The organism is Enterobacter sp. B79-1, assembly GCF_057444735.1.
Genome location: NZ_JBYAZJ010000001.1, coordinates 982,092 through 998,191, shown reverse-complemented (window position 1 = coordinate 998,191; position 16,100 = coordinate 982,092). Strand labels below are relative to the sequence as shown.

The 16,100-nt window shown below is 57.2% G+C and carries 19 protein-coding genes; 13 read left to right on the top strand and 6 right to left on the bottom strand.

Features of this window, described 5'->3' with window-relative positions; genetic code table 11:
• Nucleotides 1-6: 6 nt before the first annotated feature.
• From pyrC to mdtH, 3 genes are all read right to left on the bottom strand, one after another.
• Complete coding sequence (gene pyrC, locus AC2T6E_RS04865; protein ID WP_108418048.1) at nucleotides 7-1,053, bottom strand: dihydroorotase; 1,047 nt, start codon at nucleotides 1,051-1,053, stop codon at nucleotides 7-9.
• Nucleotides 1,054-1,180: 127 nt separating this feature from the next.
• Entirely contained in the window at nucleotides 1,181-1,741 is a 561-nt protein-coding gene (locus AC2T6E_RS04860) for a lipoprotein (RefSeq protein WP_010429621.1), read from the bottom strand.
• A 124-nt stretch (nucleotides 1,742-1,865) separates the two neighbouring features.
• Nucleotides 1,866-3,074: a multidrug efflux MFS transporter MdtH gene (gene mdtH, locus AC2T6E_RS04855; protein ID WP_108418047.1), complete on the bottom strand. Its 1,209-nt coding sequence runs from the start codon at nucleotides 3,072-3,074 to the stop codon at nucleotides 1,866-1,868.
• 237 nt (nucleotides 3,075-3,311) lie between these two features.
• Between mdtH and rimJ the strand changes: the two genes are divergently transcribed.
• The 4 genes from rimJ to murJ all read left to right on the top strand — a co-directional run bounded on the left by rimJ (nucleotide 3,312) and on the right by murJ (nucleotide 7,147).
• Nucleotides 3,312-3,896: a ribosomal protein S5-alanine N-acetyltransferase gene (rimJ, locus tag AC2T6E_RS04850; protein ID WP_010429626.1), complete on the top strand. Its 585-nt coding sequence runs from the start codon at nucleotides 3,312-3,314 to the stop codon at nucleotides 3,894-3,896.
• A gap of 9 nt (nucleotides 3,897-3,905) precedes the next feature.
• Nucleotides 3,906-4,556 (top strand): YceH family protein, encoded by a 651-nt coding sequence (locus tag AC2T6E_RS04845; RefSeq protein WP_486690736.1) that lies wholly within the window; start codon nucleotides 3,906-3,908, stop codon nucleotides 4,554-4,556.
• A gap of 2 nt (nucleotides 4,557-4,558) precedes the next feature.
• Nucleotides 4,559-5,482: a Gfo/Idh/MocA family protein gene (locus tag AC2T6E_RS04840; protein ID WP_214594202.1), complete on the top strand. Its 924-nt coding sequence runs from the start codon at nucleotides 4,559-4,561 to the stop codon at nucleotides 5,480-5,482.
• Between the two features lie 129 nt (nucleotides 5,483-5,611).
• The gene (murJ, locus tag AC2T6E_RS04835) at nucleotides 5,612-7,147 is read left to right on the top strand and encodes a murein biosynthesis integral membrane protein MurJ (RefSeq protein ID WP_089599868.1); all 1,536 of its coding nucleotides are present in this window, start codon (nucleotides 5,612-5,614) and stop codon (nucleotides 7,145-7,147) included.
• A gap of 59 nt (nucleotides 7,148-7,206) precedes the next feature.
• On the opposite strand, the gene flgN is transcribed toward murJ, so the two are convergent.
• The 3 genes from flgN to flgA all read right to left on the bottom strand — a co-directional run bounded on the left by flgN (nucleotide 7,207) and on the right by flgA (nucleotide 8,683).
• Nucleotides 7,207-7,632: a flagella biosynthesis chaperone FlgN gene (flgN, locus tag AC2T6E_RS04830; RefSeq protein WP_108418043.1), complete on the bottom strand. Its 426-nt coding sequence runs from the start codon at nucleotides 7,630-7,632 to the stop codon at nucleotides 7,207-7,209.
• Nucleotides 7,633-7,636: 4 nt separating this feature from the next.
• A complete protein-coding gene (gene flgM, locus AC2T6E_RS04825) occupies nucleotides 7,637-7,930 on the bottom strand; it encodes a flagellar biosynthesis anti-sigma factor FlgM (RefSeq protein WP_010429637.1) in 294 nt (97 codons plus the stop codon).
• Between the two features lie 93 nt (nucleotides 7,931-8,023).
• The gene (gene flgA, locus AC2T6E_RS04820; RefSeq protein WP_108418042.1) at nucleotides 8,024-8,683 is read right to left on the bottom strand and encodes a flagellar basal body P-ring formation chaperone FlgA; all 660 of its coding nucleotides are present in this window, start codon (nucleotides 8,681-8,683) and stop codon (nucleotides 8,024-8,026) included.
• Between the two features lie 157 nt (nucleotides 8,684-8,840).
• Between flgA and flgB the strand changes: the two genes are divergently transcribed.
• The 9 genes from flgB to flgJ are packed head-to-tail and all read left to right on the top strand — an operon-like array spanning nucleotide 8,841 to nucleotide 16,053.
• Nucleotides 8,841-9,257, top strand: coding sequence for a flagellar basal body rod protein FlgB (gene flgB / locus AC2T6E_RS04815; protein WP_010429643.1), 417 nt, complete (start codon nucleotides 8,841-8,843; stop codon nucleotides 9,255-9,257).
• A 3-nt stretch (nucleotides 9,258-9,260) separates the two neighbouring features.
• Complete coding sequence (flgC, locus tag AC2T6E_RS04810) at nucleotides 9,261-9,665, top strand: flagellar basal body rod protein FlgC (RefSeq protein WP_010429647.1); 405 nt, start codon at nucleotides 9,261-9,263, stop codon at nucleotides 9,663-9,665.
• A gap of 11 nt (nucleotides 9,666-9,676) precedes the next feature.
• The gene (gene flgD, locus AC2T6E_RS04805) at nucleotides 9,677-10,387 is read left to right on the top strand and encodes a flagellar hook assembly protein FlgD (RefSeq protein WP_100167049.1); all 711 of its coding nucleotides are present in this window, start codon (nucleotides 9,677-9,679) and stop codon (nucleotides 10,385-10,387) included.
• Nucleotides 10,388-10,413: 26 nt separating this feature from the next.
• Nucleotides 10,414-11,664: a flagellar hook protein FlgE gene (gene flgE / locus AC2T6E_RS04800; protein WP_100167048.1), complete on the top strand. Its 1,251-nt coding sequence runs from the start codon at nucleotides 10,414-10,416 to the stop codon at nucleotides 11,662-11,664.
• Nucleotides 11,665-11,684: 20 nt separating this feature from the next.
• Nucleotides 11,685-12,440 (top strand): flagellar basal body rod protein FlgF, encoded by a 756-nt coding sequence (locus tag AC2T6E_RS04795; RefSeq protein ID WP_120158550.1) that lies wholly within the window; start codon nucleotides 11,685-11,687, stop codon nucleotides 12,438-12,440.
• Nucleotides 12,441-12,451: 11 nt separating this feature from the next.
• Nucleotides 12,452-13,234: a flagellar basal-body rod protein FlgG gene (gene flgG, locus AC2T6E_RS04790; RefSeq protein WP_000625853.1), complete on the top strand. Its 783-nt coding sequence runs from the start codon at nucleotides 12,452-12,454 to the stop codon at nucleotides 13,232-13,234.
• Nucleotides 13,235-13,291: 57 nt separating this feature from the next.
• On the top strand, nucleotides 13,292-13,990 hold the full coding sequence (gene flgH / locus AC2T6E_RS04785) for a flagellar basal body L-ring protein FlgH (protein WP_120158551.1): 699 nt from the start codon (nucleotides 13,292-13,294) through the stop codon (nucleotides 13,988-13,990).
• A gap of 12 nt (nucleotides 13,991-14,002) precedes the next feature.
• The gene (locus AC2T6E_RS04780; protein WP_010429662.1) at nucleotides 14,003-15,100 is read left to right on the top strand and encodes a flagellar basal body P-ring protein FlgI; all 1,098 of its coding nucleotides are present in this window, start codon (nucleotides 14,003-14,005) and stop codon (nucleotides 15,098-15,100) included.
• Nucleotides 15,100-16,053 (top strand): flagellar assembly peptidoglycan hydrolase FlgJ, encoded by a 954-nt coding sequence (gene flgJ / locus AC2T6E_RS04775; RefSeq protein WP_486690729.1) that lies wholly within the window; start codon nucleotides 15,100-15,102, stop codon nucleotides 16,051-16,053. Before AC2T6E_RS04780 ends, flgJ begins: the two co-directional genes overlap by 1 nt.
• Nucleotides 16,054-16,100: the final 47 nt, after the last annotated feature.

Genomic DNA, 16,100 nt, shown 5'->3' with positions numbered 1-16,100 from the left:
GATTTTTTAACGTTTTACCGTCCAGTGTACGGTTTCACCGGCCAGGAACGGGATCAGCGTGTCATCCGTCAACGGAATCGCGTCGTCCACCTGGCTGGCTTTGCGCTCCAGTTCGATGAAGCTCTCATTGATCGGCAGACCATAGAAGCGTGGGCCGTTGAGGGAGCAGAACGCTTCAAAATGTTCCAGCGCATTCATCTCTTCAAACACGGTGGCATAGCTCGCCAGCGCAGTCGGAGCGTTGAAGCAACCCGCGCAGCCGCAGCTGGCCTCTTTACGATGACGCGCGTGCGGGGCGGAGTCGGTACCCAGGAACGCGCGGGAGAAACCGCTGGCAACCAGCTCGCGCAGGGCTTGCTGGTGGATATTGCGTTTGAGGATCGGCAGGCAATAGAGGTGAGGGCGCACGCCGCCAACCAGCATATGGTTACGGTTAAACATCAGGTGCTGAGGCGTGATGGTGGCGGCGATAAGATCGTTGCCATCGCGAACATATTCCGCGGCGTCTTTGGTTGTGATGTGTTCAAACACCACTTTGAGGGCAGGCAGACGCTGGCGCAGCGGTTCCATTACCGTTTCGATAAACCGGGCTTCACGGTCGAAGATATCAATCTCGGCGTGCGTCACTTCCCCGTGTACCAGCAGCGGCATGCCCAGTTTTTGCATCCGTTCCAGAACGGGCATGATGGCATCAATGCTGGTCACACCGTGGCTGGAGTTGGTGGTGGCATTGGCCGGGTAGAGTTTCGCCGCGGTGAAGACGCCTTCGTTAAACCCTCGTTCCACTTCGTTCGGATCGAGTGAATCGGTCAGGTAGCAGGTCATCAGCGGGGTGAAATCATGCCCCGCCGGAACGGCGTCAAGAATACGCTGGCGGTAAGCCATTGCGGCATCGACGGTCGTGACTGGCGGAACCAGGTTAGGCATAACAATCGCGCGGCCATAAATTTCGCTGGTGTAGGGCACGACGGTTTTCAGCATATCGCCATCGCGCAGATGGATATGCCAGTCGTCAGGGCGGCGGATTTTAAGAACCTGGGGTTGTGCAGTCATGGAAGCTCCGGCTTGTCAGGAATCAGTCATAAGGATGGCTGTTTTTGCCGGACACAAATCATAAGCGGAAACGTTTTCGTTTGCACACTTTTCTGCGAAAAAAAAGGGCGCTTCCGCGCCCTTCAGGTTAATCGGTGAAAGGAATAATGATTTCTCCCGGTTTCACCTCTATCCCTTTTGCATACTTTTTCGCGAGCGCTTCACCCTTGCTCTTGTCTTCGCTCAAGACATAGGCGGGTTGCTGGTTGAAGTAATTACGCAGCGACTGATTCAGATAAGGCATCAGGGTTTGCAGTACCGGCTTCATTTTGTCCGGCGTGACGACCGCATCGACGATCTCCATTTCCTGCAGGAAAATGGCCCCTTTCTCTTTGTTGAAGACCGGCAGCGCCTTGAGCTTCAGCTTAATATCGGCTTTCTGGTTGCCAAATAATGAGGTCATATCCAGCGTGGCGTCACCGGAAAGGGTGACTTTGTTCGGTTCTTCACGTCCAATCTGGCTGGCGAGATTGCTGAGGACGATATGGGCATCGGCAAGGCCCGGGACGCCGATGTCTTTGGCAAAGTTATTATGTTTTTCCAGCGCCTGATTAATTTCCTGCTCACTGACGGTGTACTGCGTAAGCTGGTTACAGCCTACCAGCAGGCCACTCACAATTAACGCAGCGGCAATGACAATCTTCTTCATAGTGTTCCTCAACGAAAAATCGGCGCATCTGTCCTGATACGCCAGTATGTCAGTGTGACCAGGGAGAAACCAGCAGAAAAAACTGAGAATTGAGGCGGGAAATGACGCCCGCCAGAAAGAAGAACTAGGCGCCGGGTTCGAGCATGCCGCTCGCGCTGCGCTTCTGGCTGAATTGCCACCACAGGGCCAGCAGGGTCATAAAGCCTACCACGCCGAGCATCATCCACGGCAGTTCCGGCTGGTTCAGCGCTTTACCGGCGTCGAACAGCCAGCCGCCTCCGGCATAGCCCAGCGCGCCGCCAAGGGCGAGCCCAAGTCGACTGAACCCCATATAGCTGCCACGCGCGCGTGCATCGGCCAGCGAGGCACTCAGCGTCTCACGCGCGGGTTCGGCAACGATCGAGCCGATGTAGAAGGTGCAAATCAGCATGAACAGCTGCTGCAGCGAATTCACGAGCCCGATGGGCATCATGCTCAGCGTCATCAGCAGAAGCCCTGCCATCAGGCGATGCTCCAGACGAAAGCGGCGCTCGCTCCAGCGGGCTATCGGGTAGAGGAGCGTCAGTGACAGGCAGGCCTCAATGGCATACATCCACTTCACGGCGGCAGGGGTGCCTGCAATGTCGTTAACCATGATCGGCAGCATCAGCATGACCTGCACCGCCAGCATGTAGTACCCCGTCAGGGTGAGCACATAGGTGACAAAGCGTTTGTCGCGCAAAACGCGGCCCAGGCCTTCTCGCACCGGCGCTTTCACCGTTGACAGCTTCCACGCGGGCAGGAACAGGCCATTGAACAAGGCGCAGAGAATAAACAACACCGCCCCGGTCGCACAGACCAGACGGAAATCATACTGCAGGAGCCAGCTGCCCAGCAGTGCGCCAATCACCGCGCCAGCGCTATCCTGCATCATCAGAATCGAGAAGAAGCGTCCCCGGTGCTGCGGGCGGATCAGCTTCACTACCAGCGCGGTGCGCGGCGGATCGAAGAGGGTGCCGCCAATCCCGGAGAGGAAGCAGGAGAACCACAGCAGCCAGGGCTCGTGGGCGATTGCCATCGTGGCAAAGCCTGCCGCGCGTAACAGCATGCCGGTAACGATCATCGGTTTAGCGCCGAAGCGGTCAGCAATGGCTCCGCCAAAGACGCCCAGACCCTGCTGGACAAACTGGCGCAACCCCAGCGCAATGCCAACCATTAATGCCGCCCAGCCCATCTGATCGACAAAGCGGATCGAAATAAGCGGAAAAACGACAAAAAAGCCGAGCACGACCAGCATGTTATCGACGAGCAGGAAATATTTACCCAGGCTCCTGGCCTGTGATACGCGGGACATTTTCCCTCCAGGGAAAATAAGAAGGTGAGCACGCTAACATTCTGCGGTGTCGCCGCGTTTTTTCCCACCCCCGGGCGTGACAATATTTTTTTATCAAAAGGGTGCTTTGATAGAGAGTTCTCATCGAAAAATGTGAAAAGAGGTCAAAATGGTATGTCACTGTTTTCACAGACGGCGCAGGCGCAGGTATAGTAAAGCTAATCGGTAGAACAGAAGTGACGGGAAGGAGTGGTATCGATGTTTGGCTATCGCAGCAATGTGCCAAAAGTGCGTCTGACAACGGACAGGCTCGTCGTTCGTCTGGTGCATGAGCGTGATGCCTGGCGTCTGGCGGATTATTACGCCGAGAATCGCCAGTTTTTAAAGCCCTGGGAACCCGTTCGGGATGAGAGCCATTGTTACCCCTCCGGCTGGCAGGCGCGCCTCAGTATGATCGCGGAATTTCACAAACAGGGCAGCGCATTTTATTTCGCGCTGCTGGATCCGGAAGAAAAAGAGATTATCGGCATCGCCAATTTTTCTAACGTGGTGCGCGGATCGTTCCACGCCTGTTATCTCGGCTACTCCATCGGTCAAAAATGGCAGGGGCAGGGGCTGATGTTTGAGGCGTTAACGGCGGCGATCCGCTACATGCAACGCACGCAACATATCCACCGTATTATGGCGAACTACATGCCGCATAATCAGCGCAGCGGGGATTTGCTGGCGCGCTTAGGCTTTGAGAAAGAGGGCTACGCCAAAGACTATCTGCTTATCGATGGCGAATGGCGCGATCATGTCCTCACTGCATTAACCACCCCGGACTGGACTGCAGGTCGTTAAGGAGAAAAGATGAAATATCAGTTAAGCGGTGCAGAAGCGCGCGTTGTCGGCAGCCTGCTGGAAAAACAGGTCACCACGCCGGAACAGTATCCGCTTTCGGTCAACGCCGTGACGATGGCCTGCAACCAAAAAACCAACCGTGAGCCGGTGATGAACCTCAGCGAGCATGATGTTCAGGACGTGCTGGATGGGCTGGTCAAACGCCACTACCTGCGCACCGTCAGCGGCTTCGGTAACCGCGTCACTAAGTATGAACAGCGCTTTTGTAACTCCGAATTTGGCGACCTGAAGCTGAGCAGCGCGGAAGTAGCGGTCATCACCACGCTGTTGATGCGGGGGGCACAGACGCCAGGGGAACTGCGAACGCGCGCTTCCCGTATGCATGAGTTCAGCGATATGCAGGAGGTCGAACAGACGCTTGAGGGGCTGGCGGCGCGTGAGGATGGCCCTTACGTGGTGCGTCTGGCGCGCGAGCCGGGAAAACGCGAAAGCCGCTATATGCATCTGTTCAGCGGTGACGTTGACGCCGCAAGCGCGACGGCTGAATCGGATCGCCCTGAACGCAATGACAGCCTTGCCGCGCGCGTAGAGGCCCTGGAAGAAGAGGTCGCCGGGCTAAAACAGCGTCTGGATGCGTTGCTGGCACATCTGGGAGACTAACAGTGAAAAAATTACGCATTGGCGTGGTCGGTCTGGGCGGTATCGCGCAAAAAGCGTGGCTACCGGTTTTGGGCGCAGCATCTGACTGGACGCTGCAGGGGGCCTGGTCGCCCACGCGCGAGAAGGCCGAGCGCATCTGTGAAACCTGGCGTATTCCGTATGCCAGCTCGCTTCAGGCGTTAGCCCGCGAGTGCGATGCGGTATTTGTGCATACCTCAACGGCAACGCACTATCAGGTGGTGAGCGAGCTGCTCAACGCGGGTGTCCACGTCTGCGTGGATAAGCCGCTGGCAGAAAATGTTCAGGATGCCGAACGGCTGATTGAGCTTGCCGCGCGCAAAAAGCTGACGCTGATGGTGGGCTTCAACCGCCGCTTCGCGCCGCTTTATCAGCAGCTTAAGGCGCAGTCGGGCACGTTTGCCTCGCTGCGGATGGATAAGCACCGCACCGACAGCGTCGGGCCGAACGATCTGCGTTTCACCCTACTGGATGATTATCTTCACGTTGTGGATACGGCGTTATGGCTGACGGACGGCAATGCACAGCTGAAAAGCGGCACTCTGCTGACAAACGAGCAGGGGCAGATGGTCTATGCGGAACACCACTTTGCCGTTGAGCATCTTCAGGTGACCACCAGCATGCACCGTCGGGCCGGTAGCCAGCGTGAATCCGTGCAGGCGGTGACCGACGGCGCGCTGGTCGACATTACGGACATGCGTGAGTGGCGAGAAGAGAAGGGCAACGGCGTGGTGATGCTGCCCGTTCCCGGCTGGCAGAGCACGCTGGAGCAGCGCGGTTTTGCCGGGTGTGCTCGTCACTTTATCACCTGCGTACAAAATCAGACGGTTCCTGAAACCTCCGGCGAACAGGCGATTCTGGCGCAGCGCATTGTAGAAAGGCTCTGGCGCGACGCCATGAGTGAATAACTCGCTGTAACATCTGCGGATAGTAATTCGTTGAAATCCGGTTAGACTAAGCGCCGCTTGTTGGCTTTGCCGGGTGGCGCTTACGCTTACCCGGTCTACAAATCCGTATGGTTCTGGAAATTCACGTTAATGAACTTATTAAAATCGCTGGCGGCCGTCAGCTCGATGACCATGTTTTCCCGCGTGCTCGGCTTTGCGCGCGACGCCATTGTGGCAAGGGTATTTGGTGCAGGGATGGCCACGGACGCCTTTTTCGTCGCGTTCAAATTGCCGAACTTATTACGCCGTATTTTTGCGGAAGGTGCGTTTTCCCAGGCCTTCGTGCCGATTCTCGCAGAATATAAAAGCAAGCAAGGCGAGGACGCGACCCGCGTTTTTGTCTCTTACGTCTCGGGGCTGCTGACCCTGGCGCTGGCGGTGGTGACCGTCATCGGGATGCTGGCCGCGCCCTGGGTGATTATGGTGACGGCACCGGGCTTTGCGGATACGGCGGATAAATTTGCCCTGACCTCGCAGCTTCTGCGCATTACCTTCCCCTATATTCTGCTGATCTCGCTGGCCTCGCTGGTGGGGGCGATACTCAATACCTGGAACCGCTTCTCCGTCCCGGCGTTTGCGCCGACGTTTCTTAACGTCAGCATGATCGGCTTTGCGCTGTTTGCCGCACCGCATTTCAACCCGCCGGTGCTGGCGCTGGCCTGGGCCGTGACCGTGGGCGGCGTGCTGCAGCTTGCTTACCAGCTGCCGCACCTGAAGAAAATCGGCATGCTGGTTCTGCCGCGTATCAACCTTAAAGATGCCGGGGCGATGCGCGTGATCAAGCAGATGGGACCCGCCATTCTTGGCGTCTCCGTCAGCCAGATCTCGCTTATCATCAACACCATTTTTGCCTCTTTCCTGGTGTCTGGCTCGGTCTCCTGGATGTACTACGCTGACCGCCTGATGGAGTTTCCGTCCGGCGTGCTGGGCGTGGCGCTGGGGACCATCCTGCTGCCGTCGCTCTCCAAAAGCTTTGCCAGCGGCAACCACGATGAGTATTGCCGCCTGATGGACTGGGGGCTGCGTCTCTGCTTTCTGCTGGCGCTGCCGAGCGCGGTGGCGCTGGGGATTCTGGCGAAACCGCTGACGGTGTCGCTGTTCCAGTACGGTAAATTTACCGCCCATGACGCCGCCATGACCCAGCAGGCGCTTATTGCCTATTCGGTAGGGTTGATGGGGCTGATTGTCGTGAAGGTGCTGGCACCGGGGTTCTATTCACGCCAGGACATCAAAACGCCGGTGAAAATCGCCATTGTGACGCTGATTATGACCCAGCTGATGAACCTGGCGTTTATTGGTCCGCTGAGACACGCCGGGCTGGCGCTGTCGATTGGTCTGGCGGCCTGCCTGAATGCCGGGCTGCTGTACTGGCAGCTGCGTAAGCAGGATATTTTCACGCCGCAGCCGGGCTGGTCGCGTTTTCTTGTGCGTCTGGTGATCGCGGTGCTGGTGATGTCGGCGGCATTGCTGGGCATGCTGTATGTGATGCCGGACTGGTCAGCCGGCACTATGCCATTCCGCCTGATGCGCCTGATGGCCGTTGTGGTGGTCGGCGTGGTGGCATACTTCGCCACGCTCGCGGTGTTGGGATTCAAGGTGAAAGAGTTCACCCGCCGTACGGCATAAACGCCAAAAGGGGAGTTCACCTTATGGTGCTCCCCACAGCCTGATTTGCCGCTAAGGCGTCAAATCGAAATCTTTTTCCCGCCCGTAATGCGTGCCGTGGCCGTCTGACCATCCGCACCGTACAGCCCCGGCTCTTTATGGGGCTTTAATACTTCCAGAGCCTGCTGATTACGCACCATCTGTCCCTCAAGTAACCAACCGTTATGCTGGTTGAGATCGCGCAGATGCTGGGTTTTTTCCGTAATCGTTTGCCAACGTTCGACAATTTCATCGTTGGCGCTGCGCTTCTGATCCTGTTCAGCGCGTCGCTGCTGCTCAAGGTAATCCAGCGTCGCCAGAAGCGAACTTTTGTCTTCAGTAATGCGTTGCAACGCGCTGCCGTTGATTTGACCCGAAGACAGGTGTTGTTGTTCAGCATCCATTACCGTTTTCAGGTCGTTCAGGACAACCGTCATCTGATCCAGTATTTCTGACAGTCGACTCATACGGTTATTTACTCTGTAAGAAACTCTGCGCTTCCTCGATCAGCGCGTCAGCGATTTTGCTGGTATCCATTTTCAGCTCGCCGTTACGAATGGCCGTTTTCAGCGCTTCAACACGTTCCATGTTGATATCGCTGCTGCCCGGCTGCATCAGTTTGGACTGCGCGTCGCTCAGGGTCACGCTGGTGCTGTTAGCCGTAGACGGTTTTTCCAGACGCGTTTTCTGCGCGGGAGCGTCATTCGTTTCGCGAGGTTGTACAGTGCTAACCGGCTTCAGGGCTGATGTACGATCAATGCTCATAGTGTTGTCCTCATCGAGGGTTCGCGGCGTTTGCGCCTGACATCATCATTAGTTGAATATTTATCGGCAGGCACCGCGAAATCTTTAAAAAGATTATAGGTTAATCAGAATATTCCCATCAGAATCGACGGTTCCGCTAACCACCTGGCCTGAAGACATTCTGACCCGGGCATTTTGCGCCACGGCGGCATTGTTTAATGCCTTACCTTCACTGTTGATACTAAAGCCGTCTCCGTTGGCGACCACCATCACCTGTTGACCCGCTTTCACCCGCCACGCTTTACGCAGCATGGAGAGCTGAATGGCCTGGCCTGGTGCCATATCGCGCAGGCTGACCGCGTCCTGTGCCTGGTTTATGTCCAGCATCGTTCGCGGCGGAAGCTGATCCAGTCGACCGCGTTTAAGCGTCACGCTGCTGGCCTGCAGTACGCTGCCGCGGGCAATGGGCGCGGCGGCAACAACATAATTGCCCGTCGCCTGAACCGCAACCTGTAAATAGCGTTTTTCGTTGGCGCAGCGCGCCAGCACGTTCACGTTACCCCACAGCTTTGTCGTGCCGGTCACGGTGAATGAGGGCTGTTCGCAGGTGGGATAGAGATTAGGCGGCGTGCGAACGGTGACGCTGACTTCATCGCTAAAGCCCGCCAGCTGCTGTGCAAAAAAAGTCGTCAGCTGAGCCTGTAAGTTTTCAGCCTGCGCCAGAGGGCTTAAAAGCAATAAGGTTGCCGCCAGGCCTCGTTTTATCGTCCGCATTGCACATCCCACCGTTTCCAGAATTGAGAGGATTCTACCCGCAGTGGTTTTACATCAACGCAATAAATAGCGACGCATTTTGCGCTTATTCCGTCGATAGGGGAGACGGGGTGAGATTTAAGCTGTGAACTGAAATTTTGCCATCAGCGGAGGAGACATGCTCGATAAACTCGACGCCGCGTTACGTTTTCAGCAGGAAGCGCTCAATTTACGCGCCCAGCGGCAGGAGATTTTAGCCGCCAATATTGCCAACGCCGATACCCCGGGGTATCAGGCGCGCGATATTGATTTTTCCAGTGAACTTAAAAAAGTGATGGAGCGTGGACGTGCCGAAGGAACGGGTGTCGCACTTGCACTGACATCCTCACGCCATATTCCTGCTCAGGCGATGACCGCGCCCACGACCGATTTACTTTATCGCATTCCCGACCAGCCATCGCTTGACGGCAACACCGTCGACATGGACCGGGAGCGTACGCAGTTTGCCGATAACAGCCTGCAGTACCAGACGGGTCTGACCCTACTCGGCGGACAAATTAAAGGCATGATGACCGTCCTGCAAGGGGGCAACTAATCCATGGCTTTGCTGAATATTTTTGATATCGCGGGTTCGGCGTTAACGGCACAGTCCAAGCGTCTGAACGTTGCCGCCAGTAACCTCGCTAACGCCGACAGCGTAACCGGTCCTGACGGACAGCCCTATAAAGCAAAACAGGTGGTCTTTCAGGTCGATGCTGCACCGGGTGCGGCAACAGGCGGCGTGAAAGTCTCTGACGTGGTGGAGAGCCAGGCACCTGACAAGCTGGTGTATGAACCGGGCAACCCGCTCGCCGATGCCAGTGGTTACGTGAAGATGCCTAACGTGGATGTGGTCGGTGAGATGGTGAACTCGATGTCCGCCTCGCGCAGCTATCAGGCAAACGTCGAAGTGCTCAACACCGTGAAGAGCATGATGCTCAAAACACTCACGCTCGGCCAGTAAAGGAGACACGCATGTCCATTGCCGTCAGTATGAATGACCCAACGAATACGGGGGTCAGCAGTGCCAGTACGACCTCCGGTTCCAGCTCCCTGACCGGAAGCAGTGCTAACGATCTGCAAAGCAGCTTCTTAACGCTGCTGGTGGCGCAGCTGAAGAACCAGGATCCTACCAACCCGATGCAGAACAACGAACTGACCACGCAGCTTGCGCAGATCAGCACCGTGAGCGGCATTGAGAAACTGAATACCACGCTCGGCTCCGTCTCCGGTCAAATCGACAACAGCCAGTCTTTGCAGGCAGCCAACCTGATTGGTCACGGGGTGATGATCCCGGGGACTACCATTCTGGCGGGCACCAGCACCACCGATGGCACCTCAACCACCACCACCACGCCGTTTGGCGTTGAGCTGCAGCAGGCGGCTGACAAAGTGACCGCGACGATCACCGACTCGACCGGTGCCGTGGTACGCACCATCGACATCGGTGAGTTGAAAGCCGGTGTGCATACCTTCACCTGGGATGGCAGCCTGACCGACGGCACCAAAGCGCCAAACGGTTCCTATAAGGTGGCGATCAGCGCCAGCAGCGGGACCACCCAGCTGGTTGCGCAGCCGCTGCAGTTTGCACTGGTTCAGGGCGTCATCAAAAGTAGCGATGGCAACAAACTGGATTTGGGTACCTCTGGTACCACCACACTCGACGAAGTTCGGCAGATTATCTAAGCCTTTACACTTATCAGGAGTAAGTCATGGCCTTTTCTCAAGCGGTCAGCGGCCTGAATGCTGCGGCCACCAACCTGGACGTCATTGGCAACAACATCGCCAACTCCGCGACCTATGGTTTTAAATCCGGTTCGGCCTCGTTTGCCGATATGTTTGCAGGCTCTAAAGTCGGCCTGGGCGTTAAAGTTGCGGGTATCACTCAGGACTTTACCGACGGTACCACCACCAATACCGGTCGTGGTCTGGACGTTGCCATCAGCCAGAACGGTTTCTTCCGTATGGTGGATTCCAACGGCTCTGTGTTCTACAGCCGTAACGGCCAGTTTAAGCTCGACGAAAACCGTACCCTGGTGAACATGCAGGGGATGCAGTTGACCGGCTATCCGGTTGCAGGTACGCCACCAACGGTGCAGACCGGTGCGAACCCACAGGCGATTACCATCCCTAACACCCTGATGGCCGCGAAGGCGACCACAACGGCAACCCAGCAGATCAACCTGAACTCCACGGATGATGCGCAGACTGCCGCGTTCGATGCGACTAACCCGGATACCTACAACAAAAAAGGGACCGTGACCGTATTCGATACCCAGGGTAACGCCCACAACATGTATGTCTACTACGTCAAAACAGCAGACAACAAATGGGATCTGTACACCCAGGACGGTAGCGTTGCCGGTTCTCCAGCAACCAAAGCCGCTCAAATGAACTTTGACAGCAACGGTAACCTGGCGGGCGTGTACAACTACAACGCGGCTGGCGTACTGAGCGCGACGCCAAACGCCACTCCGGCCATCAACATCACCACCGGTTCAGTGAGCGGCGCGACGCCTGCGACGTTCTCCCTGAGCTTCCAGAACTCCATGCAGCAGAATACCGGTGCCAACAACGTTGTCGGGACCACCCAGAACGGCTACAAGCCGGGCGATCTGGTGAGCTATCAGATTAACGACGACGGTACCGTGGTCGGTAATTACTCCAACGAACAGACGCAGGTTCTGGGTCAGATCGTGCTGGCAAACTTCGCTAACAACGAAGGCCTGAAATCTGAAGGCGACAACGTCTGGTCTGCAAGCCAGTCCTCCGGCGTTGCGCTGCTCGGCACGGCGGGTACCGGTAACTTCGGTACGCTGACCAACGGCGCGCTGGAAGCCTCTAACGTGGACCTGAGTAAAGAGCTGGTGAACATGATTGTCGCGCAACGTAACTACCAGTCGAATGCGCAGACTATCAAAACGCAGGATCAGATCCTCAACACGCTGGTTAACCTGCGTTAAGCGGCTAACAGGAACGCGCAATGGATCACGCAATATATACAGCGATGGGCGCGGCAAGCCAGACGCTCAATCAGCAGGCCGTTACCGCCAGCAACCTGGCAAATGCCTCTACGCCGGGCTTTCGCGCGCAGCTTAATGCGCTGCGTGCGGTGCCGGTCGAAGGGCTTTCATTGCCTACGCGTACGCTGGTGACGGCATCCACGCCCGGTGCCGATATGACGCCGGGCCAGATGGATTACACCTCGCGTCCGCTGGACGTTGCCCTTCAGCAGGACGGCTGGCTGGCGGTGCAGACGGCAGACGGCGGCGAAGGCTATACCCGTAACGGTAATATCCAGGTGAGCGCAACCGGGCAGTTGACCATTCAGGGTCATCCGGTGATGGGCGAAGCCGGTCCGCTCACGGTACCGGAAGGCTCAGAGCTGACCATCGCGGCAGACGGCACCATCTCGGCGCTAAACCCGGGCGATCCGGCCAATACCGTTGCGCCCGTCGGGCGTCTGAAGCTGGTTAAAGCGGAAGGCAAAGAGGTGCAGCGCGGCGATGACGGCATGTTCCGTCTGACCCAGGCGGCACAGACCACCCGTGGCGCTACGCTCCAGGCTGACCCGAGCATTCGCGTGATGTCCGGCGTGCTGGAAGGCAGTAACGTCAAGCCGGTTGAAGCCATGACCGACATGATCGCCAGCGCCCGCCGTTTTGAAATGCAGATGAAAATTATCAGCAGCGTGGATGAAAACGCGAGCAAGGCTAACCAACTTCTGGCTATGAGTTAACAGGACTCCTTATGATCAGTTCTTTATGGATCGCGAAAACAGGCCTGGACGCGCAGCAAACCAACATGGATGTGATTGCCAACAACCTGGCAAACGTCAGCACCAATGGTTTCAAGCGTCAGCGTGCGGTTTTCGAAGATTTGCTTTATCAAACCATTCGCCAGCCGGGTGCTCAGTCTTCTGAGCAAACGACGCTGCCGTCCGGTCTGCAGATTGGTACCGGCGTGCGTCCGGTAGCGACCGAGCGTCTGCACAGCCAGGGCAACCTGTCTCAGACCAACAACAGTAAAGATGTCGCCATCAAAGGGCAGGGTTTCTTCCAGGTACAGCTGCCTGACGGTACCTCAGCCTACACCCGTGACGGCTCATTCCAGGTGGATCAAAACGGCCAACTGGTGACGGCGGGCGGCTTCCAGGTTCAGCCTGCAATCACCATTCCGGCGAATGCCCTGAGCATCACCATCGGGCGCGACGGTATCGTGAGCGTCACCCAGCAGGGTCAGGCCGCGCCCGTTCAGGTTGGACAGCTCAACCTGACCACCTTCATGAACGATACCGGTCTGGAAAGCATTGGTGAGAACCTCTACACCGAAACCCAGTCCTCCGGTACGCCAAATGAGAGCACGCCGGGGCTGAACGGCGCGGGTCTGCTGTATCAGGGTTATGTTGAAACCTCGAACGTTAACGTGGCGGAAGAGCTGGTGAATATGATCCAGGTTCAGCGCGCGTATGAAATTAACAGTAAAGCAGTGTCGACGACCGACCAGATGCTGCAGAAACTGACGCAACTCTAAGGTGCAGCCCGGTGCGGTCAACGCCGCACCGGCTCCCTGTTTTCGAAGATGAAGGCAATGCAAAAAAACGCGGCGTTTCGTTATCCGATACTGACTGTTCTGGCCATTACCCTCAGCGGGTGTGCCTGGATCCCGTCTAAACCATTGGTCGAGGGTGCGACTACCGCCCAGCCCGTACCCGGCCCCGCGCCCGTGGTGAACGGCTCCATTTTCCAGACCGCACAGCCAATTAACTACGGCTATCAGCCGCTGTTTGAAGATCGTCGCCCGCGTAACATCGGCGATACGCTGACCATCGTGCTGCAGGAAAACGTCAGTGCGAGCAAGAGCTCGTCGGCGAACGCCAGCCGCGATGGCAAAACCAATTTTGGCTTCGACACCGTTCCACGCTATCTGCAGGGCCTGTTCGGCAATGCGCGTGCGGATGTTGAGGCGTCTGGCGGCAATACCTTTAACGGTAAAGGTGGTGCGAACGCCAGTAACACCTTCAGCGGCACGCTGACGGTGACGGTTGACCAGGTGCTGGTTAACGGCAATTTACACGTTGTGGGTGAAAAACAGATCGCCATTAACCAGGGCACTGAGTTCATTCGCTTCTCCGGTGTGGTTAACCCTCGCACCATCAGCGGCACCAACACCGTACCGTCCACTCAGGTGGCGGATGCGCGCATTGAATACGTCGGTAACGGCTATATCAATGAAGCGCAAAATATGGGCTGGCTGCAGCGTTTCTTCCTTAACTTATCGCCGATGTAAGCGAGGTGACCCATGTTTAAAACGATCTTCGCCGTGGCGCTGGCGCTGGTGGCAACCTTCGCTCAGGCTGACCGTATTCGCGACCTGACCAGCGTTCAGGGCGTGCGCGAGAACTCGCTGATTGGCTATGGCCTGGTGGTGGGGCTGGACGGTACGGGTGACCAGACCACCCAAACGCCGTTCACCACCCAGACCCTGAATAACATGCTTTCGCAGCTTGGTATTACCGTCCCTGCGGGGACCAACATGCAGCTGAAAAACGTGGCGGCGGTGATGGTGACCGCGTCCTATCCGGCGTTTGCGCGTCAGGGGCAGACCATCGACGTGGTGGTCTCCTCCATGGGTAACGCCAAAAGCCTGCGCGGCGGCACGCTGTTGATGACGCCGCTTAAGGGTGTCGACAGCCAGGTGTATGCGCTGGCGCAGGGTAACATTCTGGTTGGCGGTGCGGGTGCCTCTGCGGGCGGGAGCAGCGTGCAGGTGAACCAGCTGAACGGCGGGCGTATCACTAACGGGGCCATCATCGAGCGCGAGCTGCCGACCCAGTTTGGCGCAGGAAATACCATCAACCTGCAGCTTAATAATGAAGACTTCACGATGGCGCAGCAAATTGCCGACACCATCAACCGCAGCCGCGGCTACGGGAGCGCCACGGCGCTGGACGCGCGTACCGTGCAGATCCGGACCTCTTCGGGTAACAGTAACCAGGTGCGTATGCTGGCGGATATCCAGAATATGGAAGTGAACGTGCCGGTGCAGGATGCCAAAGTCATCATCAACTCACGCACCGGGTCAGTGGTGATGAACCGCGAGGTGTCGCTGGACAGCTGTGCCGTGGCGCAGGGTAACCTCTCCGTGACGGTGAACCGCTCTGCCAACGTCAGCCAGCCGGACACGCCATTTGGTGGCGGTCAGACGGTGGTGACACCGCAAACGCAGATTGATTTGCGCCAGAGCGGCGGCTCGCTGCAAAGCGTGCGTTCCAGCGCGAACCTGAACAGCGTGGTGCGCGCCCTGAATGCGCTGGGCGCGACGCCGATGGATCTGATGTCGATTCTGCAATCGATGCAAAGTGCAGGCTGCCTGCGCGCCAAACTGGAAATCATCTAATGCTGACCGATAGCAAACTGCTGACCGGTGCCGCCTGGGATGCTCAGTCGCTGAACGAACTGAAAACCAAAGCAGGCAAAGACCCGGCGGCGAATATCCGCCCGGTCGCCCGCCAGGTGGAAGGGATGTTCGTGCAGATGATGTTGAAAAGCATGCGTGAGACCCTGCCGAAAGACGGGATGTTCAGCAGTGATTCCACGCGGCTGTACACCAGCATGTATGACCAGCAGATTGCACAGCAGATGACCGCCGGTAAAGGACTCGGACTGGCTGACATGATTGTCAAACAGACCGCTGCCGCACAGGGGATTCAGCCTGAGGATCAGCCGCAGCAGGTGCCGATGAAGTTCGACATCGAAACGGTGACCAGTTATCAGAACCAGGCGCTGACGCAGATGGTGCGTAAGGCCATGCCGAAGCCCGCAGAGACGCGCGACGAGCCGCTCTCCGGCGACAGTAAGGACTTCCTGGCGCAGCTTTCTCTGCCTGCACGACTGGCCAGCGAGCAGAGCGGGGTACCGCATCACCTGATCCTGGCCCAGGCGGCCCTGGAGTCGGGCTGGGGCCAGCGTCAAATCCGTAAGGAAAACGGCGATCCGAGCTTCAACATCTTTGGCGTCAAAGCCACCTCCAGCTGGAAGGGGCCGACAACCGAGATCATCACCACCGAATACGAAAACGGCGCGGCAGTGAAGGTTAAAGCCAAATTCCGCGTTTACAGCTCCTACCTTGAAGCATTGTCAGATTACGTCGGCCTGTTAAGCCGAAACCCGCGCTATACCGCCGTGACGCAGGCATCGACGCCGGAGCAGGGCGCGCAGGCATTGCAGAATGCGGGATACGCTACCGATCCGAACTATGCGCGCAAGCTCACCAGCATGATCCAGCAGCTGAAATCGATGGGTGAGAAGATGAGTAAAGCCTATAGCACCGATATTGAAAATCTGTTCTGAAAGTTCTCAAGTCCCGGTGGAGGCTGCCGATAACCTTCATCAGGACT